This is a genomic window from Moraxella sp. CTOTU47616, from assembly GCF_032017465.1.
GTDB lineage: Bacteria > Pseudomonadota > Gammaproteobacteria > Pseudomonadales > Moraxellaceae > Faucicola > Faucicola tetraodonis.
The window spans coordinates 57,588-80,788 of record NZ_DALZPU010000009.1 but is presented as its reverse complement, the minus strand read 5'-3'; the positions used below and the strand labels follow the sequence as shown (position 1 = coordinate 80,788).

The 23,201-nt window shown below is 44.5% G+C and carries 16 protein-coding genes; 7 read left to right on the top strand and 9 right to left on the bottom strand.

Annotation, left to right across the window (positions count from 1 at the left end):
• Positions 1-134: 134 nt before the first annotated feature.
• From coq7 to RTS10_RS09975, 8 genes are all read right to left on the bottom strand, one after another.
• Entirely contained in the window at positions 135-797 is a 663-nt protein-coding gene (gene coq7 / locus RTS10_RS10010) for a 2-polyprenyl-3-methyl-6-methoxy-1,4-benzoquinone monooxygenase (protein ID WP_312540172.1), read from the bottom strand.
• Positions 798-972: 175 nt separating this feature from the next.
• Positions 973-3,093 carry a class I poly(R)-hydroxyalkanoic acid synthase gene (phaC, locus tag RTS10_RS10005; protein WP_312540171.1) on the bottom strand — a complete coding sequence of 707 codons (2,121 nt, stop codon included), beginning with the start codon at positions 3,091-3,093 and terminating at the stop codon, positions 973-975.
• A 199-nt stretch (positions 3,094-3,292) separates the two neighbouring features.
• The gene (locus RTS10_RS10000) at positions 3,293-3,883 is read right to left on the bottom strand and encodes a phasin family protein (protein WP_312540170.1); all 591 of its coding nucleotides are present in this window, start codon (positions 3,881-3,883) and stop codon (positions 3,293-3,295) included.
• A 310-nt stretch (positions 3,884-4,193) separates the two neighbouring features.
• Positions 4,194-5,408: an acetate/propionate family kinase gene (locus RTS10_RS09995; RefSeq protein ID WP_312540169.1), complete on the bottom strand. Its 1,215-nt coding sequence runs from the start codon at positions 5,406-5,408 to the stop codon at positions 4,194-4,196.
• Positions 5,409-5,463: 55 nt separating this feature from the next.
• A complete protein-coding gene (locus RTS10_RS09990) occupies positions 5,464-6,378 on the bottom strand; it encodes a bifunctional enoyl-CoA hydratase/phosphate acetyltransferase (RefSeq protein ID WP_065253694.1) in 915 nt (304 codons plus the stop codon).
• Between the two features lie 201 nt (positions 6,379-6,579).
• The gene (locus RTS10_RS09985; protein WP_312540167.1) at positions 6,580-10,365 is read right to left on the bottom strand and encodes an AAA family ATPase; all 3,786 of its coding nucleotides are present in this window, start codon (positions 10,363-10,365) and stop codon (positions 6,580-6,582) included.
• Entirely contained in the window at positions 10,362-11,897 is a 1,536-nt protein-coding gene (locus tag RTS10_RS09980) for an exonuclease SbcCD subunit D C-terminal domain-containing protein (RefSeq protein ID WP_312540166.1), read from the bottom strand. Before RTS10_RS09980 ends, RTS10_RS09985 begins: the two co-directional genes overlap by 4 nt.
• A gap of 6 nt (positions 11,898-11,903) precedes the next feature.
• A complete protein-coding gene (locus tag RTS10_RS09975; RefSeq protein ID WP_312540165.1) occupies positions 11,904-12,872 on the bottom strand; it encodes a hydrogen peroxide-inducible genes activator in 969 nt (322 codons plus the stop codon).
• A 571-nt stretch (positions 12,873-13,443) separates the two neighbouring features.
• On the opposite strand from RTS10_RS09975, the gene ahpC reads away from it, so the two are divergent.
• Positions 13,444-14,010 (top strand): alkyl hydroperoxide reductase subunit C, encoded by a 567-nt coding sequence (gene ahpC, locus RTS10_RS09970; RefSeq protein ID WP_050323971.1) that lies wholly within the window; start codon positions 13,444-13,446, stop codon positions 14,008-14,010.
• A 139-nt stretch (positions 14,011-14,149) separates the two neighbouring features.
• On the top strand, positions 14,150-15,349 hold the full coding sequence (gene cytX, locus RTS10_RS09965; RefSeq protein WP_312540164.1) for a putative hydroxymethylpyrimidine transporter CytX: 1,200 nt from the start codon (positions 14,150-14,152) through the stop codon (positions 15,347-15,349).
• A 153-nt stretch (positions 15,350-15,502) separates the two neighbouring features.
• Here cytX and RTS10_RS09960 read toward each other — a convergent pair whose 3' ends face one another.
• Positions 15,503-15,727, bottom strand: coding sequence for an HP1242/YdcH family protein (locus tag RTS10_RS09960; RefSeq protein WP_007116424.1), 225 nt, complete (start codon positions 15,725-15,727; stop codon positions 15,503-15,505).
• 338 nt (positions 15,728-16,065) lie between these two features.
• On the opposite strand from RTS10_RS09960, the gene ahpF reads away from it, so the two are divergent.
• The 5 genes from ahpF (at position 16,066) to RTS10_RS09935 (ending at position 23,117) form a co-directional block, all read left to right on the top strand.
• Positions 16,066-17,649, top strand: coding sequence for an alkyl hydroperoxide reductase subunit F (gene ahpF / locus RTS10_RS09955; protein WP_312540162.1), 1,584 nt, complete (start codon positions 16,066-16,068; stop codon positions 17,647-17,649).
• Between the two features lie 223 nt (positions 17,650-17,872).
• Positions 17,873-18,775, top strand: a complete 903-nt coding sequence (locus RTS10_RS09950) for a 3-hydroxyacyl-CoA dehydrogenase (protein ID WP_312540160.1) — start codon at positions 17,873-17,875, stop codon at positions 18,773-18,775.
• Positions 18,776-18,816: 41 nt separating this feature from the next.
• Positions 18,817-19,014 carry a hypothetical protein gene (locus RTS10_RS09945; protein ID WP_219330874.1) on the top strand — a complete coding sequence of 66 codons (198 nt, stop codon included), beginning with the start codon at positions 18,817-18,819 and terminating at the stop codon, positions 19,012-19,014.
• The gene (locus tag RTS10_RS09940) at positions 18,941-21,895 is read left to right on the top strand and encodes a hypothetical protein (protein ID WP_312540159.1); all 2,955 of its coding nucleotides are present in this window, start codon (positions 18,941-18,943) and stop codon (positions 21,893-21,895) included. Before RTS10_RS09945 ends, RTS10_RS09940 begins: the two co-directional genes overlap by 74 nt.
• A gap of 118 nt (positions 21,896-22,013) precedes the next feature.
• On the top strand, positions 22,014-23,117 hold the full coding sequence (locus RTS10_RS09935) for a 4-phosphoerythronate dehydrogenase (protein WP_312523525.1): 1,104 nt from the start codon (positions 22,014-22,016) through the stop codon (positions 23,115-23,117).
• Positions 23,118-23,201: the final 84 nt, after the last annotated feature.

The window sequence follows — 23,201 nt, the reverse complement described above, 5'->3', positions numbered from 1 at the left end:
ATTGTTATATTTTTACGCGAAAAAAGCGCGATTAAGCAAGGTTATAGCAATAAACACGCCAGCCAACGATTGAGGCTGTCAGTCGCGCTCATTTAAACACGCTCGGTTAAGCACGCTTAGTTAAAGATTCTCAGTTAAATATGATACGCCACCGTTTTCATGCAGTTAGCCAAAAAACGCATCGTGGTTTTGATGGGTAGTGGCAATGGGCTGGCGCCTGATTCGACTGCTTTATCACGGTGATGTAATTCTTCTTTATCCATTTGGCTTAAAATCTCAGCACTGCGTTTATCTTGTGCAGGCAGCTTACCAAGATGGCTGTGCAAATGCTCGCTGACTTGGGTTTCTGTCTCTGCGACAAACCCCAGACTAAACTCATCAGAAATCAATCCTGCTACCGCACCCATGCCAAACGATAGCCCATACCAAAGCGGACTAAAAATACTGGGATGGCTACCCAATTCATTTAACCGCGTCTCACACCATACTAAATGGTCAATCTCCTCTAGCGCAGATTGGTGCATGGCTTTTTTGACCGTTGCTTGTTTGGCGGTAAATGCTTGACCGTGATACAGTCCTTGCGCGCACACTTCGCCAGTATGATTGATACGCATGAGACCTGCGACATGACGCGCTTCTTCCACGGATAGTTTTGGTACATCGGGGGTAGAGACAGGCAAAGGACGGGTGCTAAGATTGCTGTTTGGAATAAACGAGCGAATCGCCCGATCAAAGAAGACAATATTGCGGTCTAGCTTACTGAGTGATAGGTTGTTTTGTACTGGTTCAATCGACATAGGCGCTCTATTCAAAGTGTTTCCAATCGCTATTATGCGCAGAATATGGTGTTAATTCTACTCAATATCACAACTTTTGACTAGCAAATCTATGTAGCTGATGGGCGATTTGGCTATTTTATAAAAATCCCGTGACAGGCTAGGCAATTACGGGATGTTGTGTGATAAAGATATATTATACGGGTGGTAATTGTGAACGGTAAGCTTCTGCAAAGTTATGACCGGTTAAGGCTTCAGTCGCTTTGACCGTGACATAGCTACCTGGGGCATCGCCATAAGTTGGGATTTCTTTACCTTGGCTATTTTGACCGACAACACGGGCATTGATTTCGTTGCCCTCAAATGGTTTGATCCAGTCATGCCATCTTGTCCACCATGTGTCTTTAACATAGGTGGCGTCTTTGTACCATTGGTCAGCGTCCGCAGGGTAGTTGTCGTTGGTGTAATAACCATATTTACTACCTGGGGGGTTCATGATACCCGCAATATGACCGGATTCTCCCAACACAAATACTTTTTCACCGCCAAATACTTGCGTACCTGGATAACAGCTTTTCCATTTTGCGATATGGTCTTGCAAGGTTGCGACCATAAACACGGGAATTTTAACTTTTGATAAGTCAATTTTCACGCCGTCAATTTCAACCCCACCCGGTTTACGCAGCAAGTTGTTGATATAGAACTCACGCAGTAGAAAATGGTGCAGCGCAGCGGTCACGTTGGTACAGTCTGAATTCCAGTATAACAAGTCAAAAGGTACAGGGCGCTCGCCTTTGAGGTAGTTTTGTACGTAGTAGTTCCAGTATAGGCTGTTCTCACGGAGTAGGCTAAATGACACGCCCATCATTCGCCCATCAAACACGCCTTTGTCAGCGTTTTGCTTGTCAATCGCCGCAACGATTTTGTCATCGATAAAGACGCCGATATCACCTGGATCTGAGAAGTCAATAATAGTCGCCCAAAGTGTCGCACTGGCAATGCGGCTTTCTTGCTTGGTCGCGGCAAGATAGCCTAACGTCAATGCGGTCAACATACCTCCAATACAATAACCTGTAATATTGATGGTTTTTTCACCCGTGATGGCTTCAATTTGATCCATCGCCGCAAGCACACCGTCTTTCATGTAAGTGCTCATGCCAACATTTTTGTATTCGGGGGTCGGGTTCGCCCAAGAAATGACATAAACCGTATGACCTTCGTTGACCGCCCAATGCACAAACGAGTTGTTCTCACGTAAGTCCATGATGTAGAATTTGTTGATCCAAGGTGGCACCATCAACAACGGACGCTGTTTTACTTTTTCGGTTGAAGGATCATACTGGATGAGCTGCATCATGTGGTTTTCAAATACCACTTTACCTTTAGACGTGGCGATGTTGTCACCCACCCGAAACGCACTCTGGTCAGTCATACGGATATTGAGTGTATCAGCGCTGTTACCCATGTCCTCAGCCAACTGCTTCATCCCTTGAACGAGATTTTGCCCCCGACTTTCGATGGTCAAACGTAGTACCTCTGGGTTGGTCATTAAGAAGTTGGTTGGGGCTACTGCATTGATCCATTGGCGGGTAAAAAAAGCCAAACGTTGACGGGTTTTTTCATCAATACCTTCAACGCCATCAATCGCATCCATCATCGCTTGGGTAGTTAATAAATAATACTGTTTTAGGAAGTTAAAAATAGGATTGTCTTCCCATTCTTCATCATTAAAGCGTTTATCGCCTTTTTCAGGACTTGCCACTGGGTCGATTTTTTTACCGGCAAATTGTTGTAGCGTGTTTTGCCACAAGTGCATTTGGTCTTTAAACAACTGCAATTGGTCTTCAACCATCGTGCCTGGGTGATTGGTCACCATTTGACCCATCTTACGCCAGCCATCCATTAAGTCCATCATGATGGAGGTATTGGTGTACTGCGGCGCTTGGTTAGCACGCATCGATTGCTGTGCAATTTGTTGGCTCAGTTTGGTCATATTGCCAAAAAATTCGCTATAGAATTCACCAACCGCAGGATTGTAAGGCGGAATACTAGAGGCCATGTGAGCAAATGGATTGGTTTTACTCAAAAAATCCAGCGGATTTTGCGGCAGATTAAAGGCGTTGGTTCCAAAGTTGTTAAAAGGATTGCTACCAAAATCAAAAGCATTATTGCCAAAGGGGAAATTGGCGAATGGCGTGTAGCCAAAAGCATTGGTATTCTCTGCGCCTTGGGTGTTGGAATTATTGTTATTTGAAGCATTGTCGCTTGAGGAATGGCCGTTCGTTCCTTGATATTGGGTGTCTTTATTGTCTGCCATGATAAGTCCCGTTATTATAATGTGCTTGATAAGAATTCGCTGTAAATATGCAAGCTTACTTAAAAATATGGTGGATTAGGCATCTGTCTAATCCACCACTTTTATATATTCATAAGCCGCCATTCATCTATCAGGTAAAACATAAATAGCGGCTTATACATGATACAGTTTTAAGAATGACTACGATGCATCAAACTAATTATTTTGCTGCAGGGGTTGTTTTTGCTGCAGGTTTTACCGCTTCGCTATTTTGTGCTACATCATTAGCGGTGCGAGTTGCCGCAGCAGTCACGTTAGTCGCAGCTTTGTTCATGTTTTGGGTGGTTTGTTTAACCGCTTCTGACATTTGGTTTGCCGCTTTGTGCATGTTTTCGTTCACTTTGCGGTTAAAGTCTTCTGCCGTTTTTGACGCGTTGCTAGCAGCGCTTTGCATGGCATCTTGCATGCTGGATGCATTTTGGCTGTAGATTTCGTTCATCGCTGACATGACTTCATTACGGATTTCGTTGCCAAGCTCAGTCAAACGTTGTGCATCTGACAACATTTTTTGACCCAATTGATTGAGCAGTTCAGTTTGTTTTTGGTTGAAGCTTGAAGCTGCTTCTGGAGAATCAACAGAAGAAACATTGCGAAGTTGCTCCAAACCCATTTCTGAGTAATGACGCATTGTTTCTAAAGAAAAGTCTGTCATTTTTTCTGCATTTCGTAACATCGCTTGGTTGAAGCGTGACCATGGTGCATACAGTTGACGTGAACTATCTTTCATTTTATCCATAAAATCGTTGTTCATAATTGACCTCATTAGGCTAGCAGAAAAAACAAGAAAGGTTTAAACACCACCAAATTACAATCCATCTTTTAATCAAAAATATCACTAAAATGAATGTGATAAGCTTTAAGCATAGTATGTTTGCTTGATATTACAATATCATGAAAAAATGCTAAATTAAACCTCGCGAGGAGCTTAAAAGTAAAAAACAATCGCCATTTATGTTAATATTTGTAATAATATAATCAACTAGACAGTAAGAGTCGGTAACCGATAAAAATCGGTTATATCTTACCATTCATCCTAAAAATAGTTGACAGGTTTGTCACTCTTAATTATTGGTTTCTATCGTGATTGTATGCTCAAGTGATAAAGCTAATTCGAGCTGTTCATCGGTCAAGATGACATAAATTTGTTTGTCATCGTCTGAGTTGATTCGTAAAATCGGAACGTCAATACGGCCATCGATATTTTTATCCGCATCCAAACTAAAACCTAAAAAATCGAGTTGTTCGACAATCATCTGACGGATAATTGCCGACTGTTCACCTATACCTGCGGTAAAGATAAGCGCATCACAGCCTTTCATACTAACCATCAGGCTTGCGATTTCTTTGGCGGCATGCGTGGCAAAATACGCCAATGCAAATTTGGCGCGTGGGTCATCGCTAGCGAGCAAATCACGCACGTCATTGCTAATTTCAGATAAACCAAGCAAACCCGACTCTTTATATAGGCATTGGTTCATTTGCTCGAGCGTCCAACCTTGCTCGACCATATATAAAATCACCCCAGCATCCAAATGACCCGGACGGGTACCCATTGGTACGCCATCTAATCCACTAAAGCCAAAGGTACTGTCTTTCGACTCGCCATTGTCGACCGCGGTGATACTACAGCCACTACCCAAATGCGCGATGATTAAGCGTTTTTTGGCAATCTTTGGGAGATAAGTTTCAAGTTTACGCATAATCGCCTGATACGATAAACCATGAAAGCCATAACAGCGCACGCCTTGATCACGCAGCGATTTTGGGAGTGCATAGCTAGACCAAATCTCTGGGCGATGGTAGTGGAAAGCGGTATCAAAGGCAGCGATGTGCACCAGTTTTTTATCAATGGCTTGCAGCGCGTTGACCACAGATAGGGCAGGAGGCTGATGTAGCGGGCAAATCGGTGACAGCTCCACCAAATGCGCCATCACTGTCTCGTTAATCACCACAGGAACATGATAGCGTTTGCCACCATGAACCACTCGGTGGATACAGACAATCTCACGCGCGGGAAAGGCATGTTTGACACGAGTAAACAAGCTTACCGCGGTGTCTGTCAGGCTATCTTGGGGTTCCCAGTCAGACAAAGATTGTGGCATGGAGTGCCAGACTTTGTTTTTGGTTTTTAGGTTGATATTGACATCAAACAAGGGGGACCACGCAAGCGGGGATGAGTCGACTGCTTTAGCGGTGTCATACGCCGCCATTTTGATAGTCGCTGAACCTACGTTAAAAGTCACCACAATCGGGTGAGTTAAGTCAGTATGCCTCATGACAGAATCCTTCATGCTAGTAATCTCAATTAATCTCAAGTAACCTGAACTAACATCAAGCTTGTTTACGCTTTTGCGCAACGTAGGCGCCAAGGGCAATAGAATAAAGGCGGTCGAGTTCGTCATCCGAGCGGCTGGTCAACACAATCGGCACTTTTGAACCCATAACAATGCCCGCGGCTTTGGCTTCGCCCAAATAAATTAACTGTTTACCTAGCATATTGCCCGCTTCTAAGTCAGGTACCAGTAAAATATCGACATCGCCCGTGACAGGTGAGTGGATATGTTTGATATCCGCAGACTGTTGGCTAATCGCATTGTCAAATGCTAGTGGTCCATCAAGCAAGGCGCCGGTGATTTGACCCCGGTCTGCCATTTTGCATAACGCCGCAGCATCGATGGTCGATTGCATTTGCGGTTTGACTTCTTCAACCGCTGCCAAGATGGCTACTTTAGGCTGCTCAATGTCGAGCGCGTGCGCAAAATCAATCGCATTTTGCAAAATGTCTTTTTTGGTCAGCAAATCTGGCACCACATTGAGTGCACAATCGGTCAAGGTCAAAAGCTTGTGATACGTGGGACTTTCCATTAACCACACGTGGCTCATACGGCGCTCGGTGCGTAGGTTTTGGGTTTTATCAATCAGAACACCCATTAACTCATCGGTATGCACTGAGCCTTTGATGATAAAGTCGGCTTGCTGTTCACGAACCATTTTTGCGGCGATTTCAACCGCGTCATGGCTATGCTCAGCATCCACTAACGTAAAGCCTGAAATATCTAAATTGGCGTCAGTAGCGGCTTTTTCGATTTTGTATTTTGGACCGACCAAAATCGGGGTGATGATGTGGTGCTGATGTGCTTGGATACAAGATTGCAAGATGATATCGGTAGTAGGGTGCACCACCACGGCAGGGACAGGGGAGACAAAGCGCCCTTGTGCTAAAAGCTGCGAAAGTTTGGTTAACATCGTGTTGCCCTTATGAGTTGACATAAATAACATTAAGCACTTAGGTTTTGATTAAGCGAGCGGTATAGATTGACATAAAACAGTATGAACCAATGACATGACAGCAAGATGAATCGGTTGTTACGGTGTGTTTGCCGCGCCGCTTAACTTATTAGCTTAGCTTATCTTAACTTAATTTGGCTTAACCAAAGCTAGCCTGAGTCAACTAATCTCGGTAATACCGGCACCGATAATTTTACTGATGCCCCCTGTTTGCGGCACTACTTGGATTTGACTGCTGATTCTATCTTTCAGCGCCTGAATATGGGAAATCACCCCAATTAGCTTGCCCGATTGCTGTAGGTTGGTTAGGGTGTCGAGCGCTACATCGAGTGCTTCTTCATCCAGCGTACCAAAGCCTTCATCCAAAAACAGCGAATCTACTTGCATGCGGTGACTGGCCATATTTGACAGTCCCAATGCAAGCGACAAGCTGATAATAAAACTCTCACCGCCTGATAGATTTTTACTGGTACGGATTTGCCCGCCTTGGTAATTGTCCATCACATTGAGCATCAAGGGCTGCTCGCTATCAGCTATCAGTAAATAACGGTCGCTCATTTTTTTGAGCTGTTCATTGGCATGGGCAACCATGATATTAAAGGTCAAGCCTTGGGCAAAGTTACGAAATTTTTTGCCATCGCTTGAACCAATCAACTGATGCAATACCTTCCATTCTTCGGTATGGTTGCGCTGTTGGTTGATGGCATCTAATAGTTGCTGCTGATTTTGTTTAAGGGCTTCATTGGCTGCTAGCTGCTGCTCAACGGCGCCCAATTGTTTTTGATCCTCGCTAAATTGCTGTTGCAATTGCCCAAGCGCATCAAGCAATTGCTCAAGTGACAGCGCAGTTTGGGGATGATCGAGTAACTGCTGCTGTATGCGTTTGGCTTCAGACAGTAGGTTATGATTGCGCTGTTGGCTATCATGGAGTTGATTAGCAAGCTGTTGTAAGCGTTCCCGCTCGGTATCGACCAACACCGCAGTGCGATAATCGGCGTCATCCACAAAACCCAATGTCGCAAAACGCTGCTGGATGTCGGCTTGTAGGCTTTGCTGGGCGGTTTTTAGTTGGGTGGTGCTAGTGGTCAAAGATGCGATTTGTTGTTGCAAAATCTGCAGCTGACTTAGCTGCTCATGAAAGGCTGTTTGGCTGGTTTGATAATCCTGCAAAGCCTGATTTTTTGCTTGGATTAACGCGTGAGAGACGATGTCTACCGCTTGTTCGCCAAACAAGGCGTATCGCTGCGCCTGTAGGTCGCTAATCTCTTGCGCCAATGCTTGCTGTCGCTGACGGACTTGGTGTTGATTTTGGGTTAGATGTTGCTGGTCTGCCAGCAATCGGGTGAGCGCTTGCTCAATCCCTGTGATGGTGTCATTGATATGGCTAAGCTTAGTTTCTAATCCCTGATAGTGCTGTAAAAGTTGAGCAAGGGTATCGATATGCTGATTTAATTGGGCATTGACATCGTGTGTGGTAGCAAAACTAAAAGTGCGGTCGCGCGTTGCAAACGGCATCAGCAACTTGTCGATGCGCTGCATTATTTGATGTTGTTTATCGGCGATAACCAATTGCTGGGCATCAATATCGCGGATTCTGTCTTGGCGATGTTGCTGCTGATTTTGTAGCACGGTTTGTTGCTGCAAAACCTCATGGTATTGCTCGCTCAGTTTTGCTAATCGCTGCTGGGTTTGCTGCTGCTCGGATTGTACAGCTTCGATTTGCGTCAGTGAATCTTGCAGCGCTGCCAAAGATTGATGATTGTTGGTTTGTTGAGCCTTGATTATCGTCGCCAATGTTTGAAGGGCTTGGCGGTCTATATCGTCATCGGTGCTGGGGGCTGCAAAGGGCGGCAACGCTTCAATTACCTGTTGTACAGGCTGAGCGTGTATAAGGTGTTGGCTGGCAAGCTGTAATTGATTTAATAAGCGTTGATTGTGTGCCTGTAGGTGCTGCAAATGCTCATTGCGCTGTTGCTGGTTATTTGTGAGTGCATGTTCTTTAAGCAATAACTGCTGTAATTGGTGATTGATGTCATCAAGCCGTTGTTTGGCAATCGCTAATTGTTGCTCTGTATCATCAGGTGTGTAGGGCTGATGGGTGGCGAAAGGATGCGCGGTTGATCCACACAGCGGGCAAGGTTCGCCGTGGCGTAATTTATCGCGCTCCTCGGTCAAATCTTGAATTTTTGCCAATAAAATCAAGTTGCGATTTAACAGTTCGGCAGTCTGCTCGGCGGCTTGTTGCTGCTGCTCGCTAGTTAGTCGTTGGCTAGCAATCTGAGCCAATTGAGTTTGACCCTCGGCTAACTGCTGCACAAATTGTTGATAGTGTTGTAGGTTGGTTTGCCAAGTCTGCACATCGCTTTGCATGGCGGCAAGCTGCTGGTTGGTTTGCCAATAAGTTTCAACCTGCTGGCGCAAGACTGCCGCTGATTGCCCTTGTGTCAGATGATGTAAGTGACTGGTTTGGCTCTCTAAGTTTTGTCGATGCTCAGAAATTTGTGATTGCAACTGCGTGAGCTGTGATTTTAGAGCGCAGGCTTGCTGCTCATTGTGCTTAAACTCACCTTGTAACTGCTGCCGTTCGGTGGCGAATGCTTGCACTTGTTCACTAAGTGCTTGGCTAGTTTCTTGTAACTGGTTGAGAGAGGCCAATGTTTGAGGCAAGGTTGTTGCATGGGGGATTTGCTGCTGCGCTTGAATAAGCTGTTCACGCTGTGTTTGCTGGCTAACAAGCTGCTGCTGCTGACTATCAATGCTTTGGGCATTATGCGCCAATTGCTCACCAAGCTGTGACAACTGCTGCGCAATCTCTTGGGCGTACTGATTTTTTTGCCCAAGGGTAGTGTCAAGTTTGCGAACTTGGTTTAATAACGGTTGGGCTTGTTGCCAGTCGTTTTCGGTTTGCTGGGCTTGTGCTTGATGCTCATCTTGGTTTTTTTGAGCAAGTTGGCAATTGTGTTCGGCGGTGGGTAGCTGGTGCTCATAACCCGCAAGATCACTGAGTTGTGCGCTCAACAAATCGCGCTGATAATCAAGTTTTTTAATATCACCGGACACTTCAAGGGCTTTCAGTGCGCGCTGTAGCCGGGTTTTTTGTGGGGCAAATTGGCTTTCTTGCTCGGCAAGGTCGCGTGCTTCATGCTCAAGCTTATGGATTTGGTGCGTGTATGCGTCAAGGTTCTGTCGCCATAGCTTATCAGACTCGATTTTAGTCATGGCGGTTTTGGTTTCATTGACGATGTCAACCAGAGCATTTTTTTGTGAGGTTAGGCTTTGTACTTCTTCATCAGATAGCACCGTCATGCCTGATAAGCGATCCGTGAGGGTCTTAAGTTCAGCGTCTGATTGGGTTTTAAACTCGTGTACTTTTTTTGAGATATCGCCATAGATTTCGGTGCCGGTGATTTCTTCGAGCAGGTTGGAGCGCTCATCGCTATTGGCTTGCAAAAAAGCAGCAAAACTGCCTTGCGCCAATAGCATGGCACGGGTAAAACGGTCAAAATCCATGCCGGTGAATTCAGCGACCAGTTTTCTAGTTTTTCTGGTTTGGGTTTCAAGCGGTGGTAAATTTGCAGCGTTATCGGTAAAAGGGGCGATTTCGTGCGTCGGCGATTGCAAGTTGCCTTCGGGGTTTTTTCTGGCTCGCTTTTGTAGCCAGGTACAGCGATAACTGCCACTTTTGGTGGCAAAAATTACTTCACTCAAACATTCGCCAGTATGGCGTGACATGAGGTCATTTTTGCTTTGGGTAATCTCGCCCAAGCGTGGCGTCGCACCGTATAAGGCAAGACAAATGGCATCTAAAATGGTGCTTTTACCCGCCCCTGTCGAACCTGTGATGGCAAAAATACCTTCATCGGCATACGCGGCATGACGAAAGTCAATTTCCCATTCGCCTTGCAATGAATTAAGGTTTTGAAAGCGTAGCTTTAAGATTCTCATTGCTGCCCCCCTTGCAAGCTTTCAAGCACTTCAGTATATCTTGACCATAATATGGGTTTTTGTTCTTCTAGCACTTGATGGGCAATTAGGCAGCGTTCAAATACTTGTGTTGGGTTTAACTCTTCAAGTGACTCATCCATGCGCTGGCTTTGCATCACCTGATCGCGTTTTTGTTGATTTTTGATGCGTAGTACTTCAAGCCTAGAGCCTTTAACCAGTTCTGCGATTTTTTCTGATAAATCACCCACGACTTCTTGCCCGTCATATACCACTTCGAGCCAAACCGATTGTTGGGATTTTTTTAGGCTGTGTAAGCTGGTTTTGATGGTTTGCCAATCGCCCTTGAGCGTTTGTATGGATTGGAACACAGGAACAGGCAGTGATTGCAGGAGGGTAGTATCGCTAAGCTTGGCAAGATTGTAAGGTTGTCCAATAACTTGTCCATTAGGTTGCCCACTTAGATGAGCACTGGGTGTATCATATCCTGCTTTATGGCTCGCTTGGGCATCAACTTCTGCGTTAATCCCAGCCTCTGCATTTATCGCGCCAAGCATGGATGGTTCAGGCAACTCTTCATCGGCAAATAAATCCATCGACGCATGGCTCACCATTTTGCGTTTTTTGACAGGGGTTGGCGCAGAGACAAGCGGTTTTTTTTGAATGGTTAAAGTTTGTAATGGCTGAGACAGTAAGTCAGGATTGGCATCAAATCGCAGCAAATGCACTTGTTTTTGCTGGCGACTTTCACCAAAGCCCATGGCAATGGGTGAACCAGCGTAACGGATGTGTGGTTGTCCGCCAACCGCTTGCGGGATATGCAAATGCCCAAGCGCCACATAGTCAATCTGTGGGTGAAAAATCTCAGCACCGATACTACCGAGTGAGCCGACATACAAATCACGCACCCCATCGCCTTCCATCGTTTGCCCGCCCACAGTAAATAAGTGTCCCGTTGCCACAATCGGAATAGTACGCTTATATTTGGCTTTGAGCTGCGCTTGTTGCGCAATGGCAATATCGGCAATCTGTGCATAATGGGCTTTGATGCCTTGGGCAAGTTTGCGTTCTTTATCATCAAGGCGTTCGCCATGCCCGACGGTTCGTACATCACGGTCACGTAAGTAGGGCACTGCCATGACAATGAGCTCAGGTTGCCCTAATTTATCTGATAACGTAATCACTTCGTCAGTCGGCGTATCTGTCATACTACCGATGATATGGATGTTAAAGGCTTTGAGTAGCTGTTTGGGCGCCTCCAAAAAACTGGCTGAATCATGGTTGCCCGCTACGATAATCACATGGCGGCAATCGGTATGGCAAACTTGACTTAAAAAATCATAGTATAAATTTTGCGCTTGGTTACTGGGGGCGGTGGTATCAAAAATATCCCCTGCAATCAGTAGCACATCGACTTTTTGCTCACGCAGCGTCTGTAACTGCCAGTCTAAAAACTGCTTAAATTCATCGTAGCGTGGCTTACCATAAAGCCTACGACCCAAATGCCAATCTGATGTATGTAATAAAGTGAGCATAAAAAATTATGCCTCTGTGGCGGGCTTCGCTGAAGTCATGGACTCAGAATCTGCGGTGGCTAGCGAGGCAGACGCCAATTCGCTATCGTGTAATCCTTGGGCAAACAAGCGACCCAATAGATTAACATCATCGACCCGCGCATAGTTGAGACGGGTGACAAACGCCAAGCGGCGATGCGGACCGGCTTCATTGAGCGGCACTAACGACACATTGTCAGTCTGCTGGCGCACTTGCCCAGCTGCCATTTGCGGGACTAGCGTGGTGCCCATACCGCTGATAGCCATTTGAATTAACGTATGCAGGCTCGCTTCACTAAAGGCGTGTTTGACGCGGCTTTTATCGAGGTGACACACCGATAGCGCATGATCGGTCAAACAATGTCCTTCGCCTAGCAGCATCAAGTTACTGTTGGCTAACTCATCAGCATTGATGCTGGGTAAGTTGGCATGTTTACTGTCTTTAGCAAATACCGCCAAAAACGTCTCTGACCAAAACTCAAATGATAGCATGCCGTCAGTATTGTAAGGCAGCGCAATAATGGCGGTATCAATCGCGCCATAACGGACTTTTTCAAGCAGTCGCTCAGTTTGTTCTTCTACCACATTGAGCTGAAACTGTGGGAATTGTTGGCGCAGTAGCGGCAATACCTTGGGCAGCAAAAACGGCGCAATGGTTGGGATAATACCAATCGTCATCGGATAGGCGAGTGGGGTTTGGTGCGTCTGGGCGCGGGTCACCAAATCATTGACTTCGGCAAATATCCGCGTGGCTCGCTCAAGAATTTCCTCCCCAATCGGGGTGATTAGCACTTGTTTGTTGTTACGCTCAAAAATTTGGGTATCAAGCTGCTTTTCCAGCTCTGCAATCCCTAAGCTTAACGCAGATTGTGAGATATTACACTCTTCTGCTGCCCGTTTAAAATGCTTGTATTTGGCAACTGCCAATGCAAATTCTAATTGTCGTAATGTAATCATGGTTTGAATTTTAACCTTTAAAATAGCGTAAAATTTTCGCTAACGCGTTTTAGTTAAAGATAAATAAAAAGATAAAAAGGTAAAAAAACTGACGGCTACCCTAGCAAAAAACACGCAAAAGATGCATGCTAAAAACTTCAATCAACCGAATCATTTCAAATTTAGTTTACCATTTTTGTGTGCTTTTACGAGTGGAATATTTTTTAATCTATCATTAATTTGGTTTTGGTATTGAATTCATTATCGAGTCTTTCAAAATAATTACAAGATAGCCTAAAGATTGAAACTACGAGGCAAAACCATCAAGGTTAATTTAAAAAATTAATCAATAAATTAAAAACTTTAAACTAGACTGAATCTTAAATTGTACTAAGATAGACCCATCGATAACAACGTTTGATGATTAAAAAACAGCAACCGACTATAGCCTAACAAGCTAGAAGCCTAAAAAGCTAGGTTGCCAATGACATCAAATTTGTGTTATCAATATAGCACTCACTGATTTGGCTTTGTCAATTGGTGATGTTGCTAAATTTTTAACCACAACAATAGCTTATATAAGGAAAAATCCATGGCTGCAATTATCAACCAAACCATTCCAGAATTCAAAACCCAAGCATTTGTGAATGGTGAATTCAAAGAAATCTCATCTGATGACGTTAAAGGCAAATGGGCAGTGTTTTTCTTCTACCCACATGACTTTACCTTTGTTTGCCCAACTGAACTTGAAGACATGGCAGACCATTACGAAGAAATCAAAGCATTAGGCGCGGAAGTTTATGCGGTATCGACAGACACCCATTTTGTACACAAAGCATGGGCAGATGCGTCACCTGCAATCGCTAAAGTAAAATACCCAATGCTTGGCGATGGTACTGGTAAAATCACTCGCGGCTTCAACGTGATGATTGAAGAAGACAACGCTGCGCTTCGTGGTACTTTCTTGGTAGACCCAGACGGTAAAATCAAAGTGGCAGAAATTCATGACTTAGGTATCGGTCGTTCTGCCAAAGACTTAATTCGTAAAATCCAAGCCGCTCAATACGTGCGTGACAACGACGGTGAAGTATGTCCAGCGGCATGGGAAAAAGGTAAAGAAACCTTAAAACCAAGCCTAGATTTAGTAGGTAAAATCTAATCTTGATGGTCTAATGTTTTATTGACTGACAATTAGATAAAGTTAAAAACCTCAAATTGAAAGATTTGGGGTTTTTTTTATTCAACTACTGTTGTTAACAATGATAAAATCAGCTTCTTTGAAGTTTGAGAAAATAACCATGGATAGCGCACAAACCACCCACCAAACTGGCAGTCAGACCACAAGTAGCCATCACGCCTTGCTGTGGGCAGGGGCAGCGGTGTCAATCGCTGAGATTTTGACGGGCACCTACCTTGCGCCATTGGGGTGGGAGCGTGGCTTGTTAGCCATCGTCATTGGGCATATGATAGGGGGAGTGCTATTTTTTCTAGTCGGCTATATTGGGGCAACCCAATGCAAAAGTGCCATGGAAACAGTGAAGGGTAGTTTTGGTTTTCATGGTGGGATGCTTTTTGCTTTGCTAAATGTTGTGCAATTGGTCGGCTGGACAGCCATCATGATTTATGATGGGGCATTGGCGGTCAATGGGATTTGGGCTATCGGACAAGCGGCATGGTGTGGCGTGATTGGTGCGCTGATTGTGTTGTGGCTGTGGATGGGCAACCGCTTCTTTGGCAAAATCAATGCGTTGGCGGTAGCTGGGTTATTTATGTTAACGCTTATTTTGTCGTTTAAATTATTTAAGTTAGGCGCTGGGGATGTGGCAGCGACAAAAGACGTGGCAGCAGCGATGAGCTTTGGGGCAGCGGTGGAGCTCGCGGTCATTATGCCATTATCATGGTTGCCACTGGTGAGTGATTATACTCGCCATGCGCAAAAACCTTTGCAAGCGACGCTCGTGAGCACCGTGAGCTATGGGGTGATGAGTGCGTGGATGTATGCGATTGGACTGGGCATGGCGTTGTATACCCAAACGTCGGATTTTGCCCAAATGCTGTTACAGCTTGGATTGGGCGTGACTGGGTTATTGTTGATTGTGCTCGCGACGGTGACAACCACGTTTTTGGATGCGTACTCGGCAGGCGTGTCGGGTGTCTCACTGTGGCAAAAACTCCCAGAAAAAGGCTTGGCAATTGGCATTACCCTCATCTGTACCATCGCAGCTATGTTGTTTCCCATGGATGATATCACTGAATTTTTATACTTTTTAGGCTCAGTGTTTGCGCCAATGGCAGCCATTCAAATTGTGGACTTTTTTATTTTAAAAAATACCGGTATCAAACAGCGTTTTAATGTCAAAAATTTGATTGTCTGGGCGATTGGTTTTTGCTTGTATCGTTATTGGCTTGCCCATCCACTCGATATCGGGAATACCTTGCCGGTGATTATGGTGACAATGCTGCTATGCTTCTTGGTTAATGTATTCACAAAAAAATAATGCCGTCCGCCACGCTTAAACCAATTTTTTTACAGTCCAATTTTCTTAAAGTAGGGTTAATTGGTTGATTTAAGCCTTACACTCGCTATCAATAGCAAAAGCCCTGTCACAACGAACAGGGCTTTAATCAAAAAATCGAATTTAGCTTAGAACTTATTTATTTTTATTGTCTTCTAAGATTTTGTAGATTTCATCTTTTAATTGCAGTTTTTGTTTTTTTAATGCTTCAATTTCGTCGTCACGGCTGCCTGCTGCAACAGGATCTTTTTCTAGGTTAATGATTTGAGCATCTAATTCGTTGTGTTTATCAAATAATTTTTCAAAGTGTTTATCAGAAGTTTTTAGTTTGCTAATAAGTTCGCGATGTTCTGGAAACATAGTCCTTTCCTTTTTTTGGTTGTATGTGAAAAATAATGCAAAGGGTTCAACATATAAGACAAATTTGATTGAGTTGGTATATTGCATTTGTCTTATTAGCATTGTAACGAAAAATTGTAGGGTTGACTATACGCTAATCGGTAACAATTGGTGAGGGGGGAAAAGCCATACTATCAATGCACTTAAGTAATTTATGTATTAATATTTTGTTATATAAAATAATAAACGTTTTGTTTTTTAAAACATAGCTATCAACTTTCTCACATTGTCAAAGCCCACAAAAATCACAATAATAAGGTTAACAAAATGACTTACCCAATGACTAGAAGGAAAATACCATGTTAGAGCAAGGTTTATTAGATGCAGTAAAAAGTTATAGCGAACGTATGACTCGCCCGATTGAGTTTGTGTTGGGTGAGGGTGAACATGAACAGCGCGCTGAACTGGTGGATTTTTTGACCCAAATTGCAGGCACTACTGACAAGATTCGTTTGAGTCAACAATTCGATGCCAATCTATCACCGATGAGTTTTAAAATCCGTAGCCAAGACAAAGATACGGGTATCATTTTTAGTGGTATTCCAGGTGGTCACGAGTTTACCTCATTGATTTTGGCTATTTTACAATCAGGTGGCAGTGAGCTCAAACTTGACCCAGGTATTCAAAATATCATTAAGGCGATTAAACAACCGCTAAAATTTGAAACTTTCGTCTCGTTGTCTTGCCACAACTGTCCAGACGTGGTGCAAGCGCTAAACCAATTTGCGTTACTCAATGACAACATCAGCAATGAAATGATTGATGGTGGTGTGTTCCAAAACATGATTAACGAGCGCAATATCCAAGGCGTACCTGCGGTATATTTAAATGGCAAACCTTTTGCCAATGGTAAAATTGACACTGCCAAACTCATCGAGAAACTGCAACAGCAATACCCAGATTTGATGAGTGCTGCAGCAGCAGCCGAACAGCTTGAGCAGCAAGATGTGACCATCATCGGTGGCGGACCTGCGGGCGTGGCGGCAGCCATTTATGTAGCACGTAAAGGCTTAAAAGTCACCATGGTGGCTGATCGTATCGGTGGGCAAGTAAAAGATACCCAAGATATCGAAAACTTGATTTCAATCCCATTGACCAATGGTAATGAATTATCTGCCAATTTTGTCAAACATATTACCGCTTATAGTATCACGGTCAAAGAAATGGTAAGCGTGACATCCATCACCGAAAATTCTGCACAAATAAATGAGCAAGGCGAGGATAAGCTAACCTACCAAATTACGCTCAATACCGGTGAAAGTTTTAGCACTCGTGCGATTATCGTAGCGACGGGGGCAAAATGGCGTAAGCTTAACATCAAAGGTGAAGACGAAAATATCGGTAGTGGCGTCGCGTATTGTCCGCACTGTGATGGTCCGTTCTTTAAAGGCAAAGACGTGGCAGTTGTGGGCGGTGGTAACTCAGGGATTGAAGCGGCAATTGACTTGGCAGGCATTGTCAAACACGTGACAGTGTTAGAATTTGCTGACACGCTCAAAGCAGACCAAGTATTGATTAATAAAGCCAAAGAGCGCGACAATATTGATATCATGACAGGTGTAGCGAGCCAAGAGGTCAAAGCAACTGCTGGTAAAGTCAGTTCGCTAATTTACCAAGACCGTACCACCGGTGAAAACAAAGAATTGCCAGTATCTGCTATCTTTGTGCAAATCGGACTGGTGCCAAACTCGGAAGTGGTCAAAGATTTGGTACAGGTGACCAAATTTGGTGAAATCGAAATCAATGAGAAATGCCAAACCAACAAACCCGGAATTTTTGCCTGTGGTGATGTCACTACCGTGCCATTTAAGCAAATTAATATTGCGATGGGCGAAGGTAGTAAAGCGGCGCTCAGTGCGTTTGAATACCTCATGTTGCAATAATTTTTCACCTGTTTTTTAATTATTTTTCAAAAAAAGCCAAACGTCATAGTTTGGCTTTTTTTTGGCGGGCAATTTTTTTTGGCGAGTAACTTTTTTTGGCGGCTAACATGGTGTTGCCTTGTCAGTCTATATTGGTGAGGTAGACATACTACCCAAAATCCGCTACAATAACTTGCAAACTATTAATAGCGATTTAAATAATAGCGATTTAAAGGAATAAATCATGACAACAGCAAATACTTCATCCATTAAGCAGGTTACGGTAGCCGGCGGCGGCGTATTGGGTTCTCAAATCGCCATGCAAAACGCCTTTTTTGGCTTTAACGTCACAATCTTTGATAAAGAACCCGAAAAGGTCAAAGGGCGCATCGCAAAACTCATGCCCATCTACGCCAAATTCTATGACAAAAGCCCAGCACAAGCCCAAGTAATCACCGATGCGATTCGCTATGTGATTGACTTAGGCGAAGCGGTGGCACAGGCTGATTTGGTCATCGAAGCCTTACCAGAAGTCCTTGATATCAAAAATGAATTTTATAAGGCGCTGGCAAGTGTAGCCCCAAGTGACACGATTTTTGCCAGTAACAGCTCAACGTTGATTCCTAGCCAAATGGTCGAGGCTACAGGTCGCCCCGATAAATTTTTGGCGTTACACTTTGCCAACCGTATCTGGGTGAACAACACCGCAGAAGTCATGGGCTCAGCGCATACTGACCCGGCAGTATTTGACAGCATTGTTGCTTATGCCAAAGCCATTGGCATGGTGGCGTTACCCCTCAATAAAGAACAGCCTGGTTATATCTTAAATACCCTATTGGTGCCCTTCTTAAATGCCGGTATGCACTTGTATGCCAATGACATTGCCGATCCCCAGACCGTCGATAAAACCTGGATGATTGGCACAGGTGCACCGATGGGACCGTTTGCCATGATGGATATCGTAGGGGTTAATACCATTGTTAATATCAGCCAGCAAAAAGCCAAAACAGGCTCAAAAACTGCCGAGCGATTTATCCAAAAACTGCAAACCGAACTGATCGATAAAGGTCGCACAGGGTTTGAAGTGGGGAAGGGTTTTTATGATTATCCAAACCCGGCTTATAAAGACCCTGATTTTTTAAAATAAACCTCAAAAAAGTTTAAAAGTCAGTATTTAAAAGTCAGTAGATGACAAAAGCCTATTCACCCAAAATGGGCTTTGTTTTTTTATTGCGGCAGCAGCCACGGCTAGCACTTGCCAAAGCCAACAATTTACCCCAAAATGATAAAAAATTGTTGCCAAAAATCCCCGATGAAGCCGACCACCGCCCAACAAGTCAACACCTTATTATATTATTTGCAGACCAAGCAGACACCGCCGTTTGAGATACTGTTTTGGGAAAACTTGCAAAAGATTGACTTTGATTATTCAGCCAACAGCCTACAACAACTCAGTCGGTTTTTTGCAGCAATGGCAAAACGCCACATTCAATTGCCACAATTATTGGCACACCAAAGCGGGCAAGCACTTATAGTAGCGCTCGCCGCTTATATTGCAGACTATTTAGCCAAAACCACCGGGCAAGCGATTGCTTGGTATGACTATGACAGGATGTCAGCACAACTGGCACGGCAAAATAAGTACCCCGCCCAGTCACAGTTACCTGCCAATTTTTACGCGTCACTCACGGCGCGTATCGGGCACAAAGTCTATTGCCAACCGCTTAAGCTATTACCAGATTTGCTGCAGGGTAAAGATGTGTTGCCACAGTTTATTGCCCAGATGACGCAGACCCTCTATCAGCAATCGCAAGTCAACTTATTGCAATCGCCTGAGGCAGTGTGTCAGGGCTACTTGGCAAAAGTGAAAACAGGCAAACTACAAGACGACGCTATCGCATTTTCTACCTATTTGGCAGCAGTGAATTTTGATTATAGCCGTGATAGTTTGGTGCAAATTGATGAGGCATTATCGGCTATCCAGCAGGCGTTTGGGTTTACGCAAGCGGATTATCTGGACTTTTTGCAAGATGCCTCACGTCAAGCATTTTGCTATTTGCTGGGGTTTTATATTGGCGTGACCAGCAGTCGCTTGGCAAATGCGCCCGTGCGCTGGGTATCTTTTGCGCAGATGTATGACAGCTTGGGCGAGGCGTTTGCTGAATGCATTGAGCATAGTTTTGTGCTGCTGTTTGAGGACTGCTATCGCACGCCGATGCTGGTAGTGACCAATCGCTTATTTGGACTTGCTAGCAATTTTCCGACCACCGCTGCTGAGTTTGCGGATATTGTGCAGCGGCAAAATGCAGGTCACCTAGCGGTTTATCCTTATCAAGACGCTGTGAGCGCTACCGCTGACTTGCCAGCGCCTTGGACGTCAGCCATGCAGGCGGCGGGTGCGTTGGTGGCGTCTGTGCTATCAAGGCTATCACAAGGTGAGCCGATTTTACCTTGTGTGTATCAAGCCCATAGCAGCGACAATACAGGGGGTGAATTAACCGCATTTAATCCATCAAATATTGCGCTGTTATCACTTAGTGATACGGATTTAGATACAGACATAGACAAAAACACAAACATAGAAACAGATACAGACACGCTGATTGATAGCCTCTACCAAACGCTGCATCAAAATCCACAATTAGCCACCATAATCGTTGGCTGTTTTGATAGCTATACCAATTTGCCGATGGGGCGCACTGAAGGGATCGTGATTGAGATATGGGTGTATGAAAACCCTCGCTTACAGTTGCAGCTTGTGTTGCCGTATCAGTCCGCGAATGATTGGCACAGTCTAAAAATTTATCCGTTAGTCAGTCATCAAAACGGCGCACAAACAGCGCTTACCTCGGAACAAATAACCGCGTTAACCACGCACTTTTACCAAGCACTGCTAAGTGCACCTTCAACACAAAATACCGCGGTCAAAACGCTGTGGCAAGATGCCTATGTCAATCAACTGGATAGCTGGGTATTGCCGCCCAAAGACCAGCGTATCCAGCAACAAAACGCGCAGCTGGTGACGCATTTTGATTTTGCGCTATTGCCGATACTCGATAATCAACCCAATGTGAATATGGCAGCTTTTGACTATAGCAGCATTGATTGGCGCGGGTTTGATTTGGCGAAACATATTTTGCAAGCCAGCCACCACGAACAAGGCTATTTGCAGGTATACGTCAGTGATAACTTGATTAAAGATGAACTGTATCGGCAAGTAGAAGCGACTGAGGATTTATATCGCTATGGCAAAGTGGTGTGGGGCGTGGTGATAAAATCTGATGCAGAGTTAACCAAGCCTATGTCAGAAAAAGAACGAGACAAGCCTTTTACCAACCATCGGGTGAGTTGTGCCGACATTTTGTTTGATCCAAGCGGGCAAGCAAGGGTAGAAGATTTGCAAGCCAAGGCAAGTCAATTAATGGATGCGATTGGCACAGTCAATCAGCCGTCAAATGCTACGCCCGACGTGGCGTTTTATCAATTACATTGCCAAGACGACACATCTAGGGCGTTTAATTTGGCTTATCCAGCCAGTATCGCAGCGACAAACTATCGGATAACTACCAGTTGGATTTGGCGGCGTCATTTGCCCAATGGCATGTTATCAAATAGCGTAGTGCCCATTATCATTCATACTCATGCTTACCAAAATAAAGCCGAGCAGGGCGAAATTATGGTATTGCCTAGCCAATTATGGGATAAAGCCTATTATCACTATTGGCTAAGCTTGGCTTATGAGCAGTTTGGGCAAGATTATGATTTACTTCCTTATATTCACTGGCAGCAAAAATACGCACAGGATAGCACCGATGCCGCAACCCAAAAGCGGCTATGGCCAAAATTTAAACCCAATCGAGCAAACAATCGAGCACCCAGCCGAGAACAAAGTTCATCTATCGGATTGATGTCAGACAAGCTAGAAAATCCAATGTCAGCTACTGCTAAGCAACAAGCAACTATTCAACAAGCTGCTATTCAACAAACGACTGGGCAAAAACTTGCTGATGTACAGCTAACTTTACAGCCATCGATAGAGTCAACACCACAGGCAGCTCAAACATCACAGACCTCACTGACATCAAAGGCAATGCCACCATCCTCACTATCCAATGAGTTGACGCAGCAACTTATGAATGACAAGCTGCGCTTACAAACCCAATTATCCACCAAAGATACAGCCAAAGATAAAAAACTCCTGGTGATTGCTCTCGGTGGGATGCTTGTTTTGATCATCTTGGTGATACTGGTCAAAATAATGCGATAAATTTCCCCAATTTTTATTTGAAAAAAGTCAGCATACGCATCAAAAGGTCATAAAAATTTGTTATGCTAACGGTCTGTAAGTTGGATGATGACAACAAAAAGAAAGATAGGGATACAATATGAAAATTATTGCTGATGGCAATATTGCTCATTTAAGCGATTTTTTTAATGAACACACTTTAGGGCGACCCATCGAATTGATTGCGATGGCAGGGCGTGAGATTGACGCGGCTGTGATAGATGAGCATCAGCCTGATATTTTGCTAGTACGTTCCGTCACGCCTGTCAACAAGCTATTATTAGACAACAATAAAAGCGTCAAATTTGTTGGTAGTACCACCATCGGCATCGACCATGTCGATGTGGAGTACCTCGCCAAGCGCGGTATCATTTTTGCCCATGCCGCTGGCTGTAGTAAACATTCGGTTGCACAATATGTGGTGGCAGCGATTGCCAATTTGCGCCCTGATTATTTATTCAAACCCATTAACCTTGGCATTATTGGGGTGGGCAATATCGGTAATACGCTAGCACAATATGCGATTTCCTATGGCTGGAATGTGCTGGGCTATGACCCACTCAAACCACCGTCGGTGGTGAACAACGCCAAACTTGAAACTGTGCTGCAAGAAAGCAATGTGATTAGCTTTCACGTACCGCTGACGCATGCGCACAACAGCTCATATCCCACCCATCACGACTATCTGATGACCCAAGCGCGTTGGCAAACCGTATCCGACACTGCCATCATCATCAATACCTCGCGCGGTGCAGTCCTCGGTCGTGATGATATTGTCGCAAGCCCGAATGTGTGTGTACTCGATGTGTTTGAACACGAGCCCAATATCGATGCAGAGCTGCTCAAAGCCTGTAGTATCGTCACCCCGCATATCGCAGGTTATACCCTAGAAGGCAAACTTAGGGGCACACAGTTTGTCTATAATGCCTTATGCAAATATTTACAGGTTGCCCCAACGGTTGATTTTCATACCTTGATGCCAGCTGAAGTGCCGCTGTTTCAAAAAGTGCATAACCCACTCAAAGACCACGAGCGCCATCAACTGCTCAATAAAATTCCTGTGATGTATGATATCAAAGCCGATGACAAGCGTTTACGTAGTGTGGCAAACGCAAACGGTGATATTGAAGGCAAAGACTTTGATAACCTGCGTAAAAACTACCCGCTGCGCCGTGAATGGCAATCATACGTGTTTAAAATTTGATAAAAATGTTCACCATGACATAAAGCAAAAATAGCCAGTATGGGAAAATACTAGCTATTTTTTTTGGGTCTGCTAATATTGTCG